This is a genomic window from Nocardia sp. CDC160 (assembly GCF_035818795.1).
In the GTDB taxonomy this organism is placed as follows: Bacteria; Actinomycetota; Actinomycetes; order Mycobacteriales; family Mycobacteriaceae; genus Nocardia.
The window spans coordinates 1115407-1130943 of record NZ_JAYKYT010000003.1 but is presented as its reverse complement, the minus strand read 5'-3'; the positions used below and the strand labels follow the sequence as shown (position 1 = coordinate 1130943).

Annotated in this window: 16 protein-coding genes; 8 read left to right on the top strand and 8 right to left on the bottom strand. The window is 67.8% G+C overall.

Annotated elements, in window-relative coordinates; genetic code table 11:
- The first annotated feature begins 106 nt into the window (after nt 1-106).
- Nucleotides 107-1615: an amino acid permease gene (locus tag VMT40_RS19880; protein ID WP_442790012.1), complete on the top strand. Its 1509-nt coding sequence runs from the start codon at nt 107-109 to the stop codon at nt 1613-1615.
- Between the two features lie 172 nt (nt 1616-1787).
- On the top strand, nt 1788-2075 hold the full coding sequence (locus tag VMT40_RS19875) for a hypothetical protein (protein ID WP_187703184.1): 288 nt from the start codon (nt 1788-1790) through the stop codon (nt 2073-2075).
- A 115-nt stretch (nt 2076-2190) separates the two neighbouring features.
- Here the strand turns inward: VMT40_RS19875 and VMT40_RS19870 are convergent, their stop codons facing one another.
- Together VMT40_RS19870 and VMT40_RS19865 are read right to left on the bottom strand one after the other, a co-directional pair.
- Entirely contained in the window at nt 2191-2841 is a 651-nt protein-coding gene (locus VMT40_RS19870; protein WP_326359879.1) for a DUF305 domain-containing protein, read from the bottom strand.
- 89 nt (nt 2842-2930) lie between these two features.
- Nucleotides 2931-3347: a DUF6153 family protein gene (locus VMT40_RS19865; protein ID WP_326359877.1), complete on the bottom strand. Its 417-nt coding sequence runs from the start codon at nt 3345-3347 to the stop codon at nt 2931-2933.
- A 120-nt stretch (nt 3348-3467) separates the two neighbouring features.
- Here VMT40_RS19865 and VMT40_RS19860 point away from each other — a divergent pair, with 120 nt between their 5' ends.
- Together VMT40_RS19860 and VMT40_RS19855 are read left to right on the top strand one after the other, a co-directional pair.
- Nucleotides 3468-4385, top strand: coding sequence for a ribonuclease Z (locus VMT40_RS19860; RefSeq protein WP_326359876.1), 918 nt, complete (start codon nt 3468-3470; stop codon nt 4383-4385).
- A gap of 40 nt (nt 4386-4425) precedes the next feature.
- A complete protein-coding gene (locus VMT40_RS19855) occupies nt 4426-6102 on the top strand; it encodes a DUF885 domain-containing protein (protein ID WP_326359874.1) in 1677 nt (558 codons plus the stop codon).
- Nucleotides 6103-6142: 40 nt separating this feature from the next.
- On the opposite strand, the gene VMT40_RS19850 is transcribed toward VMT40_RS19855, so the two are convergent.
- The 4 genes from VMT40_RS19850 to VMT40_RS19835 all read right to left on the bottom strand — a co-directional run bounded on the left by VMT40_RS19850 (nt 6143) and on the right by VMT40_RS19835 (nt 8422).
- Nucleotides 6143-6478, bottom strand: a complete 336-nt coding sequence (locus tag VMT40_RS19850; protein WP_326359873.1) for a DUF222 domain-containing protein — start codon at nt 6476-6478, stop codon at nt 6143-6145.
- A gap of 55 nt (nt 6479-6533) precedes the next feature.
- Nucleotides 6534-7340: an LLM class flavin-dependent oxidoreductase gene (locus VMT40_RS19845; protein WP_326359872.1), complete on the bottom strand. Its 807-nt coding sequence runs from the start codon at nt 7338-7340 to the stop codon at nt 6534-6536.
- Nucleotides 7341-7436: 96 nt separating this feature from the next.
- On the bottom strand, nt 7437-7661 hold the full coding sequence (gene infA / locus VMT40_RS19840; protein ID WP_326359871.1) for a translation initiation factor IF-1: 225 nt from the start codon (nt 7659-7661) through the stop codon (nt 7437-7439).
- Nucleotides 7658-8422, bottom strand: a complete 765-nt coding sequence (locus VMT40_RS19835; protein WP_326359870.1) for a GNAT family N-acetyltransferase — start codon at nt 8420-8422, stop codon at nt 7658-7660. The genes infA and VMT40_RS19835 overlap by 4 nt, the downstream gene beginning before the upstream one ends.
- 271 nt (nt 8423-8693) lie before the next feature.
- Here VMT40_RS19835 and VMT40_RS19830 point away from each other — a divergent pair, with 271 nt between their 5' ends.
- The 4 genes from VMT40_RS19830 (at nt 8694) to VMT40_RS19815 (ending at nt 13307) form a co-directional block, all read left to right on the top strand.
- The gene (locus tag VMT40_RS19830) at nt 8694-10178 is read left to right on the top strand and encodes an MDR family MFS transporter (RefSeq protein ID WP_326359869.1); all 1485 of its coding nucleotides are present in this window, start codon (nt 8694-8696) and stop codon (nt 10176-10178) included.
- Between the two features lie 17 nt (nt 10179-10195).
- Complete coding sequence (locus VMT40_RS19825; RefSeq protein WP_326359868.1) at nt 10196-11344, top strand: class I SAM-dependent methyltransferase; 1149 nt, start codon at nt 10196-10198, stop codon at nt 11342-11344.
- Nucleotides 11345-11358: 14 nt separating this feature from the next.
- Nucleotides 11359-12285, top strand: coding sequence for an LLM class F420-dependent oxidoreductase (locus VMT40_RS19820; RefSeq protein WP_326360264.1), 927 nt, complete (start codon nt 11359-11361; stop codon nt 12283-12285).
- Nucleotides 12286-12443: 158 nt separating this feature from the next.
- Complete coding sequence (locus VMT40_RS19815; RefSeq protein WP_326359866.1) at nt 12444-13307, top strand: Bax inhibitor-1/YccA family protein; 864 nt, start codon at nt 12444-12446, stop codon at nt 13305-13307.
- 85 nt (nt 13308-13392) lie between these two features.
- Here the strand turns inward: VMT40_RS19815 and VMT40_RS19810 are convergent, their stop codons facing one another.
- A complete protein-coding gene (locus VMT40_RS19810; protein ID WP_326359865.1) occupies nt 13393-13731 on the bottom strand; it encodes a DUF1330 domain-containing protein in 339 nt (112 codons plus the stop codon).
- Between the two features lie 86 nt (nt 13732-13817).
- Nucleotides 13818-15524, bottom strand: a complete 1707-nt coding sequence (locus VMT40_RS19805) for a phosphoenolpyruvate--protein phosphotransferase (protein ID WP_326359864.1) — start codon at nt 15522-15524, stop codon at nt 13818-13820.
- Between the last annotated feature and the right edge of the window lie 13 nt (nt 15525-15537).

Here is a 15537-nt window from a genome sequence, read left to right as displayed (position 1 = left end):
TGAGTCTGTCTGCAGGCCACTAGTGAAAGCTCACCGACCGGGAGCTGGATCGTGGCTGAACGGTGAGAACTGCATTGTTGCCGAGAAGCCAGATTTAGGAGAGACAGTGGCGATATCGGACTCACCGCGGGACGCTGCCGGTCCCGCTACCGCCCGCACCATCGGACTGTTCCGCACCAAGTCCGTCGAACAGTCCATTCGGGACACCGACGATCCCGATGCCAAGCTCCGCAAGGACCTGACCTCCTGGGACCTCACGGTCTTCGGTGTCGCGGTCGTGGTCGGCGCGGGCATCTTCACCCTCACCGCGCGTACCGCGGGCAACATGGCCGGACCCGCGGTCTCGCTGGCCTTCGTGTTCGCCGCCGTGGCCTGCGGCCTGGCCGCCCTCTGCTACGCCGAATTCGCCTCGACCGTGCCGGTCGCGGGCAGTGCGTACACCTTCTCCTACGCCACCTTCGGTGAGATCGTCGCCTGGATCATCGGCTGGGACCTCATCCTCGAATTCGCGCTCGGCACGTCGGTCGTGGCCAAGGGCTGGTCGCAGTACCTGGGCACGGTCATGGGCGGGCATCAGCCCATCTGGCACTTCGGCTCGGTGAAATTCGACTGGGGCGCGGTGCTGCTCATCGCCATCCTCGGCGTGCTGCTGGCCATGGGCACCAAGCTGTCCTCGCGCGTGTCGGCCGTGGCGGTCGCCATCAAGCTGGCCGTCATCGCCCTGGTGGTCGTGGTCGGCGCGACCTACTTCAAGGCCTCGAACCTGAAGCCGTTCATCCCCGAGTCGGTTCCCAACGCCGACACCGGTAGCTCGCACACCCTGCAGCAGACCCTGTTCCAGCTGGTCACCGGCGGCGGCAACAGCCACTTCGGCTGGTACGGCCTGCTGGCCGCGGCCTCCATCGTGTTCTTCGCCTTCATCGGCTTCGACGTGGTCGCCACCGCCGCCGAGGAGACCAAGGATCCGCAGCGCAATGTGCCGCGCGGCATCCTGGGCTCGCTGGCCATCGTGACCGTGCTGTACGTGGCGGTGTCGCTGGTGCTCACCGGCATGGTGTCCTACAAGGATCTGCAGGGCGACAATGCCACGCTCGCAACGGCTTTCGCGCTGCACGGCGTCACCTGGGCCAAGAACATCATCTCCATCGGCGCGCTGGCGGGCCTGACCACGGTCGTCATGGTGCTGTTCCTGGGCCAGACCCGCGTGCTGTTCGCCATGTCCCGCGACGGGCTCATGCCGCGCCAGCTCGCGCACACCGGTCGCAAGGGCACCCCGGTGCGGATCACCGCCATTGTCGGCGTCATCTGCGCGCTGCTGGCCGGGTTCGTGGACTTCGGGACCCTGGAGGAAATGGTCAATATCGGCACGCTGTTCGCGTTCGTGCTGGTGTCGATCGGCGTGGTCGTGCTGCGGCGCACCCGCCCGGATCTGCCGCGCGGGTTCAAGGTTCCGCTGGTGCCGATCATTCCGATCCTGTCGGTGATCGCGTGTGCGTGGCTGATGTTCAACCTGTCGGTGGAGACCTGGCTGCGCTTCGTCATCTGGATGGCGATCGGCATGGTCGTGTACTTCGCGTACGGGCGTCGGCACTCGCTGATGAATAGGAAGCAGTAGCCCGGCCGACCGAAATCGGTAGCTGATCGGCTGCTCGAGTTCGATGCTGGTGGTGTGTCGTCGCGATGACACACCGTGAAGTGCGGTTCAATTGCTCTGAATAGTGAGAGTTGTGCCACAAGTTCCGCCCATCAGCATTGCTTCAGCATCCCGAGAGGAACCGATCGTGAGCATGCTCCTCGCCGTGCATGACGCTTACAACACGGTTGTCGCGCAGATCGGCAACCCGACCCCGGAGACGCCGCCGGTGGCGGACAAGCTGATGAAGCTGGTCCGCTACTTCACCTGGTTCACCATGCTGTCGGGTGTCACCGCGATCACCTACGGTGGTGGCCGATTCGCATGGGAGAAGTGGAGCGGCGGCGGCCTCGAGTCCCCGAAGATGGTGGCCGGGGCCATGATCGGCGGCGCGACCGCCACCAGCGCCGGAACGATCATGAATGCCGTAATCGGCAGTTGAGACAACTCTCGTAGCTCTCAGGGGCTTCGCCCCCGAACCCCCTCGAGATTCCGGGGGCTCCGGGGCCGTGAACGGGTGCGCCGGGAACCGGCGCACCCGTTTCCTTTTCGATCGACTAGCTCTGGCCGAGCATGGTGTTCATCTGGTCGATCTCCTTCTGCTGCGCGGTCACGATGGACTGCGCCAGGGCCTTCGAGTCGGCGTTGGTGCCCTGTGCCAGTTCGGTATTGGCCATGGTGATCGCGCCCTTGTGATGGTCGATCATCATCTGCATCCACAGCTTGTCGAAGTCCGGGCCGGACAGGGACTCCAGCTTGCTCATCTGATCCTTCGACATGATGCCGGGCATGTCGTGATTCATCTCCGCCGCCGGTGCGGGCTTGCCGAAACTCTGGAGCAGCGTGGTGATCTGCTGCATTTCCGGCGACTGCGCCTGCTCCACGGCCTTGGCCAGGGTGATCAGCTGCTGATTCTGCGAGCGGCTGGGGACCAGCTTCGCCATCTCGACCGCCTGGGCGTGATGCGGGTACATCATGTCCAGGAAGGTCACGTCGGCGTCATTGAAATCGGTGCGCGTGGCGGCCTGCGCCGAGGTGCTGGTCTTGCCGTGATCCATGCCCGGCATGCTGCCGTGATCCATGGCGGCGGTCGTGGAAGAGGTTGCGGCCTTCGAAGAGTCGTCGCCATTGCCGCTACAGCCCGCGGCCAGCAGGGCGGTGGCGGAGGTGACGGCGATCAGGGCGAGCTTGGTGCGGGTGCTGAACATGGTTGAACTCCTTGGGGATTGTCGGTTGTCGTGCAATGGGCATGCGAAAACCCGCGTCCGCGTGCGAGATACGCGGAAGCGGCGGCCCATCAGATCCGCAGAATCGCCAGTTCGGCCAACGAGAGCACCGTCCACGGCGGTGGACGGGCGTGATTCGCGCGCGTGCGGCGCACCTTGCGGCTGGTCGTGCCGCGGCGGCCCATGCCGACCCACGCCAGCACCGCCAACCCGATCAAGAACAGCAGGCCGGTGAGCACGAACAGACAGCCGTGCATTCCCGCGTGGCCATTGCCGCAGTCGCCGCCGCAGCCGGGCATGGACATGCCTTCGTGCTGATCGGTCGTCGAGACCGCGGCGATCGGGGAGTCCATGCGGTGGTGCGACCCGTCGTGGCTCATGCCCAGCACGAGCGCGTGCATGGCCACGATTCCGGCCATGAGCGCGAGCAGCCCGAACACCCGGATGTACCGGGTGCCTCGCGACTGCTGTTCGACCACGAGGGCCATCCTACCCACTCCCCGGATACCCCCTCGCGGTATCACCACGCGTCGGGCTCCGTGTCGCACCTGGGACGCGCCCGATTCACCATCGCGAGGATCGGCGAGCCGGGCGGTAGCCTGGCGGCCGTGTCACAGCGCGAACTGGTCATCCTGGGAACGGCCAGCCAAGTACCGACCAAGCAGCGCAATCACAATGGCTACCTGCTGCGCTGGGATCGGGAAGGGCTGCTGTTCGACCCGGGGGAGGGCACCCAGCGACAGATGAGTTTCGCGGGCGTGGCCGCCAGCGGGATCACCCGCGTCTGCATTACGCACTTCCACGGGGACCACTGCTTCGGGCTGCCGGGGGTGCTCGGCCGCATCAGCCTCGACGGCGCGCTGCATCCGGTGGATGTGTACTTCCCGGCCTCGGGCGAGGTCTACTACGAGCGGCTCATCGACTCCTCGGCCCACAATCGCCAGGTCGAACTGCAACCGCACCCGATTGCCGAATCCGGTGAATTGCCGCCGCCGGGAGCCGATTTCACCCTGCGCGCCGCGCGGCTCTCGCACCCGGTGGAGGCCTTCGGCTATCGCCTGGACGAGCCCGACAGCCGCCGCTTCATCCCCGAACGCCTGCGGGAACTCGGGTTGTCCGGTCCGGTCGTCGGTGAATTGCAGCGGCGCGGCGAGGTCGAGATCGGCGGCCGCGTCATCACTCTCGACGAGGTGAGCGAGGCCCGCCCCGGTCAGAGCTTCGCCTTCATCATGGACACCCGGCTGTGCGACGGCGTCTACGACCTCGCCCACGATGTCGACATGCTGGTCATCGAGGCCACGTTCATCGACGCCGACGAACGGCTCGCCATCGAATACGGCCACCTCACCGCCGGTCAGGCCGCCCGCGTCGCCGCCAAGTCCGGTGCCCGCACCCTGGTGCTGACCCACTACTCCCAGCGCTACCGCACCCTGGACCAGCACCTGGCCGACGCCCGCGCCCACTTCGACGGCCACATCGTCGTCGCCGAGGACCTCATGCGCATTCCCTTGCCGCCGCGCCGCTGATTCCCGGCGTGGCGGCCGCGCCCTCGGCATGATGGTCGGCATGGACGCGCATCAGGAACTCATGACCCTCGCGGACCGCTACTGGGACGCCATGCTGGAGTCCGCGCCGAGCGAGGCGACGCTGTTGGGGGACAGGCGATTCGACGACCGGATCGAGGATCTGTCGATCGAGGCGGAGCAGCGGCTGCTGGGCACCTGGCGCGGGCTGCTCGCCGAGGTGGACGCGCTCGATCCGGAGCGGCTCACCGCCGAGGACAAGACCACGCACAGCCTGCTTCGCACCGAATTGGCTTCCGCCGTCTCGCATCTGGAGTGGCGACCGGTCGAGATGGCCTCGGATCAGATGACCGGCGTGCACGCGGGCATGCTGACCATGGCCCCGCAGGTGAACGCGCCCGAGCCGGAGAACGCGCGGAAACTGGTGCGGCGCTATCGCCAGTTCGGCGTGCTCATGAACCAGGCCGTGGAGCGCTTCCGCGCCGGTCTCGCCGCCGGGCGCACACCCGCGCGCATCACCCTGGAGCGATCGCTCAATCAGTTGGACGGCTACCTGGCCTCCGATCCGGCCGAGGACCCCTTCGCCACCTTCCCCGGTCCGGCGGACTGGGATGGTGAAACCGCCTGGCGCGCCGAACTGTCCGAGGTCGCCCGCGAGATCATCCGCCCCGCCTTCGCCGCCTATCGCGAGGCGTTGGCCACCGAACTCATGCCCGCCGCCCGCCCCGACGAGCGGCCCGGCCTGTGCTGGCTCGGCGATGACGGCGCGGACATCTACCGTCGCCTGCTGCGCCACCACACCACCCTGCCCGATCTGGGTGCGGACGAGATCCATCAGCTCGGCCTGGACGAATTGGCCGGTCTGCGTGCCGAATACGCCGAGGTCGGCGGCCGCCTGTTCGGATTGTCCGATCAGACCGCCGTCTTCGCCCGCCTGCGTGAGGATTCGGCACTGCGCTATGGCGACGGCGAGGAGATCATGGCCGATGCCCGCACCTACCTCGCCGCCGCCCAGGCCGAAATGGGCAACTGGTTCGGCCGCCTGCCCCGCCAATCCTGCGACATCCTCCCGGTTCCGGATTTCCTGGCCGCCGACGCTCCCGCCGCCTACTACTTCCCGCCCGCCGCCGACGGCTCCCGCCCGGGCGCGTACTTCGTGAACCAGCACGATCCCAAGGGGCGCAACCGTTTCGAGACGGCCTCGGTCGCCTACCACGAGGCCATCCCCGGCCACCACCTGCAACTCACCATCGCCAACGAGCTCGACCACCTCCCGCGCTTCCAGCGAATGTCGTTCTCCAACACCGCCTTCGTCGAAGGCTGGGCCCTCTACACCGAACGCCTCGCCGACGAAATGGGCCTCTACCCCGACGATCTCGCCCGCATCGGCATGCTCGCCGCCGACTCCTGGCGCTCCTGCCGCCTGGTCGTCGACACCGGCCTGCACGCCAAAGGCTGGACCCGCCAACAGGCCATCGACTTCATGGTCGCCAACGCCCCCGTGGGCCTCGACGAAATCCGAGTGGAAATCGACCGCTACATCGCCATGCCCGGCCAGGCGGTCGCCTACAAGGTCGGCCAACTCGAGATCCGCCGCCAACGCGCCGAAGTCACCCGACGCCTCGGAACGTCCTTCGACATCAAGGCCTTCCACGACACGATCCTCGGCTCCGGCTCCGTCTCCCTCCCCGTCCTCCGAGACCTCGCCGCCACCCTCTGATCCGGCCAGCGGGGTAGTTCCGAAGGCTGGCGGGTTCGGGTCAGCTTGCCGCTGCCAGGACCCGCCACACCCTTCGGGAGCGCGGGCGGGGCTGTGGGACCGAGCGGGGCTGTGGGGCCGAGTGTTCGATTCGGCGGCGGGCCTCGTGGGTACTGATCCGGAGGAGGTCGGTCAGGAGTTCTACGGTGTCCGGGTAGCCGGTGTCCGCGGCCAGGCCACGGCGTTCGGCCTCGGCGACGGCCGCGCGCATGGCGGCGTCCAGTTGCTTTCGGCGGCGTTCGGTTTCGACGAGGATGCGCAGAAGGTCGACGTCGGGGAGGTCCGGCCATCCACGGGCTGGGGCATTCGGCGCCAGCGCGGTCGAATGTGTGGTCACGGGAGGCAGCTTACCTCAGCCGTAGAACATATGTTCGATAATCGGCTCGCGTCGATCACTTCCCGGCGAGGGCGGCCACCACGGGTGCGAACCGCTCGGCGTAGTCGGCCCCGTACACGAAGTACGAGAAGCCCATCTCCTCGCGCCGCCGCTGAATCTCCTCGATGGCGGCCGCCGGATCATCCGGCAGCACGATCATGGCGTCCGCCGCGTTCAGCGCGGCGATATCGATGCCCGGCCCTGCCATGTGCGGCGCGACATAATCACCGATCACCGACACGTGCATCGCGAGTTCCACATCCGCGACGGCCCGGAAATCGCTTGCCATCCGGGCGACTTCGTCCCGAGACTGATCCCCGAGCACGAAGGTGACGGTATCGGCGACCTCGGCCGCCAACGCCCGCGACTTCGGACCGTAGACGGCCATGGCCACCGGCGTGTGACGGTCGGGGCCGTCGAGATCCCGCAGCCGCTCGACGGTCTCGCGGATCCGCGCCAGCCGCTCGTGCGGCCGCGGCACGTCGGGCACGCCCTTGTCGCGCAACTCGTCCTCGATACCCGGCCTGCCCGTGCCGATGCCCATCTCGAAGCGGCCGTCGGTCAGCAGCGACAGCGAGTGCCCCTCCCACGCCGTCAGCCACGCCGGACGAAACGGCGACGCGTACACCCACGTGCCCACCCGCAGCTCCGTCAGCGCCGCGACCGTGGCCAATACCGGCCCCGGCGCGGGCTGAGTCAGCGGGAAATCCGGCACCAGCAGTGTCGAATACCCGCTGTCGGCAATGCGGTGCACACGATCTCGCCACGTCGGCACATCGGGGATGATCGGGGCGACGACCCCGAATCGAAACGGCCTCGTCATGCCTGCACTCCTGTCTGTCGTCAGCTTCGGATGCGTTGACGAGTGATCTCCCCGAAATTCATCGGTCCGGCCGAGATCGTGTGCCCGCGCGTGCCGCTACGTCCGATAGCGGAACAGTATTCGACCTCGGGTGAGGTCGTACGGGCTGAGCTCTACGAGCACCCGGTCCTGCGGCACGATCTTGATGTAATTCTTTCTGATCTTGCCGCTGATATGGGCGAGGACCTGGTGCCCGTTGGGGAGCTCGACGGTGAAGGTGGCATTGCGCAGGCAGTCCACGACGGTGCCTTCGATTTCGATTCCTTTGCTGGTCTTGGTCATCGCAGCACCAACTCCACATTGCTGTTCACGCGGCGGGCCCCGATGCCCTCGAACAGGGCCGTGGCCGCTCGATTGGATTCGTTCACTTCGGCTGTGGCCGTGGTGATTCCGCGCGCGTGCAGCGCGCCCAGAGTTTGGGCGAGCAGCGCACGGGCGATGCCTCGTCGGCGCTGATCGGCCCGAACGGCGATCAGTCCGATCCGCGGCAGGCGGGTCACTTGGACCAGTCGCAGCAGACCCACGTACTCGTCATTCCATTGCGCCGCGGCATATTTCGACGGATCCACGATCGTGTCACCGTCGATGCCGGTCAGGATCTCGGCGGGCATCTCCTGCCAGCCGACCGTCGCCTCCACCTCGTCGCGAATCAGGCGATCCACGACGCGCAGCGGTTCCGCCTGCGCCCGGCCCACCGGTACGACGGTGATGTCCGCCGGAATCGGTGCCGACCCCAGCCCGGTGGTCCGGGGATCGGTGGGCACGAGGTACTCCCACTCGCGCCGTCGCGTCGTGAAACCGGCTCGCCCCCAACGGGACAGCAGCTCGGTATCGCATTCGTCGACGACGGTGTGCAGTGGCCTGCGGGTCCTGGCGAGCATTGCCGTCGCCAGCCGATCGAAGACCGCGTCGTGCCAGGCGTCGATGCTGACGAACAGCCGCCCGTCGGGCCGCGGTGAGATGTCGCCACGCCCGACCACGCGGTCGTCGTCCATGGCCTGCCATTGGGTCAATGCGACCCGGGTGATATCTAGAGAATTCATTGGTCGTCACCTTTCGGGATGCCTTGTGCCTCAGGCGCTCCCGGCGACGACTACGACGTCAGCCCATCCGTGACGACTGGAGAGGGAGCCCCCATATCGATACAACGTTCACGGGTCTCACCTCCTCGCTCGAAGTCACGGTAGGCAGCACGCTAACAGACCCGACGGAACGCGGCCAATCATTTATTCGGCCCGGTGGGGTGCGGGAATTGCGCCGCGGCCGGTGTGTTCGACTCTGGTGGATGAGTTGGGTCGAGGAGAGGGGTCGCCGGTGACGGCTACGGATGAGAAGTCGTCGATCGGATTTCGGTCGGAGCGAGGCCCGATTCTGGCGGCCATCATGCTCTCCACCTCGCTGATCGCCCTGGACTCCACCATTATCGCGACCGCGGTGCTCACCATCACCGATCAGCTCGGCGGATTCGCCCAGTTCCCCTGGCTGTTCAGCATCTACCTGCTCGCGCAGGCGGTGACCGTGCCGATCTACGGGAAGCTGGCCGACATGCTCGGCCGGAAACCGGTGATGCTGTTCGGCATCGGGGTGTTCGCCCTCGGTTCGCTGCTGTGCGGAGTGGCCACCAGCATGATCGGCTTGATCGTGTTCCGGGCGGTGCAGGGCATCGGCGCGGGCGCGGTGAGCCCGATGTCGATGACCATCGCGGGGGACATCTACACCGTGCGCGAGCGCGCCAAGGTGCAGGCGTACCTGGCCAGCGTGTGGGCGGCCTCCTCGGTGCTGGGCCCGCTGCTGGGCGGGGTGTTCTCCGAATACGTCAGCTGGCGCTGGATCTTCCTGATCAATCTGCCGCTGGCCGCGCTGGCCGGGTGGATGATCCTGCGGAAGTTCACCGAATGCACACCGCGGCAAAGCCATCGGATCGACTACGCCGGGGCCGGACTGCTCACGGTGGGCGCGGGCGCGCTGATCCTAGCGCTGCTCGAGGGCGGCCAGGCGTGGGCCTGGACCTCGCCCGTCAGCCTGGCGCTGTTCGCGGGCGGCGCGCTGGTGCTGGCCGCCTTCGCGCTGGTGGAGCGTCGCGCCGCGAATCCGATTCTGCCGCTGTGGGTTTTCACCCGCCGCATTGTCGTGGCGAGCAGCCTGGCCTCCCTGCTGGTCGGCGCGATCCTGCTGGGCCTGACCTCCTACGTCCCGACCTTCGCCCAGGGCGTGCTGGGCAGCGGGGCCTTGATCGCGGGCCTGACGGTCGGCGCGCTCACCCTGGGCTGGCCGGTGTCGGCCTCCCAAGCCGGAAAGGTCTACCTGCGCATAGGTTTTCGTGCCACCGGCGTGATCGGCGCGGTCCTTGCCGTCGCGGGCGCGGCCTCGCTGCTGTTGGTGGACGCGCATTCGAGCCTGCTGCGCTTGGCGATCGGCTGCTTCGTCATCGGCATGGGCATGGGCCTGGTGGCCAGCCCCACCCTGATCGCCGCCCAGGCCAGCGCCGAATGGTCCGAGCGCGGCGTGGTGACCGCCACCAATATGTTCGCGCGCTCCCTGGGCAGCGCGGTCGGCGTCGCGGTGTTCGGCGCACTGGTCAATGCTCGCCTGGGCAAGGTCGAGCATCCGGCCGCCGCCGAGCTGGCACCGGCAGTGCATCTGGTGTTCGTCGGCGTCGCGGCCATGGCGGTGGTATTGATCGGCGCGGCCGCGGTCATGCCCCGGCGAAGCGACGGCAACACCGGCTTCGCCGCGGTCGATTCGGAAAGCTCGCGAGAAAATCCCTCGGCCGAGCCGAATGGAATAGTGCGGCAATGATCTAGCACACTATAGGTGTGGTTGAGGTCGAGGACGTATTGCGCCGACTGCGGCGATATCCGGATGTCGAAGCGGTGAACCTGTTCGCGGTGGATGCCGCGGACCGGCTCATGCTGGATGTCGCCGCGGATTCGCTGGCAGCCGCCGGGAATGGCCGGGTGGCGGTCATCGACGACGGCTACGGCGCGCTCACGCTCGGCGCTATCGCCGCGCACGATTTACGTGATGTCCGCGTGCACCAGGATTTGCTCACCGGGGAATTGGCGCTCGCCAACAACGCCCGAATTGTCGGCCTTTCCGACCGGTATCGGACCCACGAATTGGGCCCGGCCCTCCTCGACAATGTCCGCGTGGTGTTGTGGCGGCTCCCACGCGCCCTGTCCGGCCTGGCCGAGACCGCCGAGGCCATCGCCCGCTACGCCGACCCGGAGGTCGAGGTCTTCGCGGGTGGCCGCGACAAGTACCTGACCCCCGCCATGAACGAGGTGCTCGCCGAATCCTTCGGCTCGGTGCGCGCCAGCCGCGGCCGCCAGAAGTCCCGCATCCTGCTCGCCTCCGAGCCGAAACCCATTGGCGAGCCCCGCTTTCCGGTCCGCAACCGGCTCGACGACCGCGACCTCGAGGTGGTCGCCCACGGTGCCGCCTTCTCCGGGCCACGCCTGGATATCGGCACCCGCTTCCTGCTCGACTATTTGAAGCGCATGAAGCCCGATGCCCGCGACGCCATCGATCTGGGTTGCGGCACCGGCATTCTCGCGGTGGCCCTGGCCAAGGCGCGCCCCGGCATTCGCGTGACCGCGACCGACCAGTCCGCCGCCGCCGTGGCCTCCACTCGCGCCACCGCCGCGGCCAATGGCGTCGCCGACCGGATCACCGTGCTCCAGGACGACGCCATGTCCACCGCGCCGGACAACAGCGCCGACCTGGTGCTGTGCAATCCGCCCTTCCATGTCGGCGCGGCCGTGCACACCGGCTCGGCCATCAAGATGTTCCAGCAGACCGGCCGGGTCCTGCGGCCCGGCGGCGAACTGTGGACCGTCTACAACACGCACCTCAACTACCGGGGCGTCATGGAGCGCATGGTCGGCAAAACCGATGTGATGGGCCGCAATCGCAAATTCACCGTGACCCGCTCGGTCCGCGGTCTGCACCACGCCGAACAATAGGGCGCATGGGACGAATCGATCTTCGAATCTTCACCGAACCCCAGCAGGGCGCGTCCTACGACACCCTGCGCACCGTCGCCAAGACCGCCGAGGACCTCGGCTACGACGCCTTCTTCCGCTCCGACCACTACCTGAAGATGGGCGACGCCGACGGCCTACCCGGCCCCACCGACGCCTGGATCACCCTGGCCGGTCTGGCCCGCGAGACCCGCCGCATTCGCCTGGGCACCCTGGTCACCTCGGCCACCTTCCGGCACCCGGGCGTGCTGGCTATCGAGGTCGCCCAGGTCGACGCCATGTCCGGCGGCCGCGTCGAATTCGGTTTCGGCGCGGGCTGGTTCGAGGCCGAGCACGCCGCCTACGGCATTCCGTTCCCGGCCCAGAAGTTCCCGCGCTTCGAGGAACAGTTGGCCATTGTCACCGGCCTGTGGTCCACCCCGGTGGGCGAGACCTTCTCCTTCTCCGGCGAGCACTACACCCTCGTCGACTCCCCGGCCCTGCCCAAGCCCGCGCAGGAGCGGATCCCGGTCATCATCGGCGGCATGGGCGCCAAGCGCACCCCGCGCCTGGCCGCGCGGTACGCGACCGAATTCAATGCGCCGTTCCAGTCGGCGCAGGACAGCGCCGAGCAGTTCGAGCGCGTGCGCCGGGCCGCCAAGGACGCTGGACGCGATCCGCACGACATCACCTTCTCCAATGCGCTCGTCGCGTGTGTCGGAGCCACCGATGCCGAGGTGGCAAAGCGGGCGGCGGCCATCGGTCGCGAGGTGGACGAGTTGAAGGCCAACGGTCTGGCGGGCAGCCCCGACGAGGTGGTCGCCAAGATCGGCCAGTACGCGGAAACCGCTGGTACGAGCCGCGTTTACCTGCAGATTCTGGATCTCGGCGACCTGGATCACCTGGAGCTGATCGCACACCGCGTGATGAGTCAGCTGGGCTGACGCGCCCGAAACCGGGCGGCGCGTTCAGTAAAGCTCAGGTAAAGTCCAGATGGTCCGATCTATGGGGGTTCGGGAACTTCGAACCCTCGTAGCGCGTTGGACGAGTAGCTTCACAGGCCACGACCTCCGTGAGCCGCGACTCCAGAAAGGGACGCACAGTGCGCTCCACATCCAACCCGGTTTTCCGGAACTTGCAGCCGCAGCAGGGTGGCTACGCGGGCTTCGGCCAGGCACCTGGAGCCGGACAGTACGCGAACAATCCGTACGGCCAGCAGCCGATGCAGTACCCGGGCGGCTACCAGCAGCCCTATCAGCAGCCCGCCGTACCCACGACCCGCCCGATGACCATCGACGATGTCGTGCAGAAGACCGGCATCACCCTGGCCGTCGTCAGCGTCGCGGCGATCATCTCCTACGCGCTCACCTCCGCCAATCACGCGCTGGCGCTGCCGTTCCTGCTGATCGGCGGACTCGGCGGCCTGGTGCTGGGCCTGGTCATCTCCTTCGGCCAGAAGTACGCCCCGGCGCTGGTGCTCAGCTACGCGGCGCTCGAAGGTCTGCTGCTGGGGTCGTTCTCGTTCCTGTTCACCAATGTGGCGTTCGGCGGCGTGGGCGGTTCCGGGCTGATCGCGCAGGCGGTGCTCGGCACCTTCGGCGTGTTCTTCGGCATGCTCGTGGTCTACAAGACCGGCGCGATCCGCGTCACCCCGCGCCTGACCCGCATGGTCGTGGGCGCGCTGATCGGCGTCATGGTACTCATGCTCGGCAACCTGGTCGCCAGCTTCTTCACCGCGGGCGGTCTGGGCCTGCGCTCGGGCGGTACCGTCTCGATCATCTTCAGCCTCGTGGTCATCGGCGTCGCGGCCTTCAGCTTCCTGCTGGATTTCGATGCCGCCGATCAGCTCATTCGGGCCCAGGCTCCGGAGAAGGCGGCCTGGGGCGTGGCGTTCGGTCTGACCGTCACCCTGGTCTGGCTGTACCTCGAGATCCTGCGCCTGCTGAGCTACTTCCAGGACAGGTAAACGGCTGACGCGCAGCTGAATACATGAGTGGGCGGGCACCGGAATCCGGTGCCCGCCCACTGCTGTGTAGCCAGCCTGAGAGCACTCAGTCGTTGGTCACCACCTCCTTCAGGACGTCCGTTGCGATGTGGTCTTCGCCGCAATGCGGGGCGAGAATGCCGATGCCGGAAGCGTTGTCGGTGCGCAAATGAACGATGGCCTGGTAGGCGGGGGAGTGGTACCAGTCCGAAGCCGCGGCGTAGTCCGGGAATTCGATGACGATGATGTTCGCGTCCTTCGGCCCCTCGAACACGTGCTGCGCGCCGCCGTGGACGATGAACTTGCCGCCGAAGGGCGCGAGGGTGCCGTCGATGCGCTCTAGGTATTCGACGATCTCGGCATTGACGTCCACGTTCCACAGGATGGCGGTGGCGTAGGCAGGCATTTCGGGCTCCAGACCTTGTGTTTCCTTGATGCCCTAGATGTTTCCCGGTTACGGGAACGAAAGCGATTACCTGCCAGGTAAAGCCGTCAGCCGAGGATCTCCGCGGCTGCCCGCCGGGCCGATCGCGGATCCGTGGTGTTCAGCACGGCCGCGGCGGCGCGTCGGCAATCGTCCATGGTGACGCTGGCCAGTCGCGCACCCACCGCGCGCACCGCCGAGGCGGCCGCCGAGACGGAGGTGATCCCGAAACCGGCCAGCACACAGGCCAACAGCGGATCCGCGGCGGCCTCGCCGCACACGCCCACCGGCTTGCCGAGTCGCTGTCCGGCTGCCGCCGTGGCCGCCACCAGACGCAGCACCGCGGGCTGCCACGGGTCGGTGAGCGCGGCCAGGCGCGGGGACATGCGGTCGGCGGCCATGGTGTACTGCGCCAGGTCATTGGTGCCGATCGACGCGAAATCGACATGCTCCAGCACCGCCTCGGCCAGCAGCGCGGCGGCCGGAACCTCGATCATGACGCCCGGTACCAGACCGCGGGCGCGGACCGTCGCCGCGAACGACTTCGCCTCCGCCACAGTGGAAATCATCGGTGCCATCACCCACGGCGCGTGGGCGCGGCCGTGTGCCGCGGCGACAATGGCGTCGAGCTGACGATCCAACAGTCCGCTGTCCTCTGCGGTGATCCGGATGCCGCGCACGCCCAGCGCCGGATTGGGCTCGTCCGCCTGGGCCGCGAAGCGCAGCGGCTTGTCCGAACCGGCGTCGAGGGTGCGCAGCACCACCTTGGCGTCCGGATAGGCCGCGAGCACCGCGCGGTAGCGGACGGCCTGTTCGGCGACCGTCGGCTCGGATTCGCGGTCCAGGAAACACAATTCGGTTCGGAACAGGCCGATACCCTCCGCCGCGTTGTCGCGGGCCGCGAGTGCGCCGGGGCCGTCCTGCACATTGGCGAGCACCTCCACGCGATGGCCGTCGGCGGTGGCGCCCGGACCGGTCCAGTGGGCGGCTCGCTCGGTACTCGCGCGATGGTCGGTGAGCGCGGCGGCGACGGCCTCGGGTTTCGGGCGGACCAGCACGTGACCCGCCGCACCGTCGATCAGCAGATCGGTCCCGGCGGGCACGTCGTCGAGTCCGGGGACCGCGACCACGCAGGGGATGCCCAGCTGGCGGGCGATGATGGCGGTGTGGCTGGTCGGCCCGCCGAGCGACATGGCAAGGCCGACAACGAGATCCGGGTTCAGCCCGGCGGTGTCGGCGGGTGCGAGATCATCGGCCAGCAGGATGGAAGGCCTTGTCGGAGTGGGTATTCCGGGCTCGGGCGCACCCAGCAGCTCGGCCACGACCCGATCGCACACGTCCCGCAGATCCGTCACGCGTTCGGCCATCAGCCCGCCGAGTTGGGTGAACAGCGCCGCGAACTGCTCGGTCGCCGCCGCGGCTGCGGCAACCGCGGGGTGTCCGTCCGCGATGGCGCGGTCGGCCGCGTCGAGCCAACCCGGATCGGCGGCCATGGCGGCATTCGCCGAGAGCACCTCCGCGGCCGCCCCACCCGCCTGCGCCGCACGTTCCCGCAACCGCTCGGCAACGGTCGCCGAGGCGCGCCGCAGCGCCTCTGACTCCGCAGCCCGATCGGACTCGGGAACCGACGTCGGCATGGTCTCGACGCGAACCCGCGGAATCGGCCGGATCGCCGGGGCCGCGACCACCCCGGGCACCGCCGGGGTGCCGATGAGCACGCTGGAAGCGCCTGTGATCATGGTCGATGCGGCTGCTTCCGGTAGTGCGCTCGTCATGAGACCTCTCCTC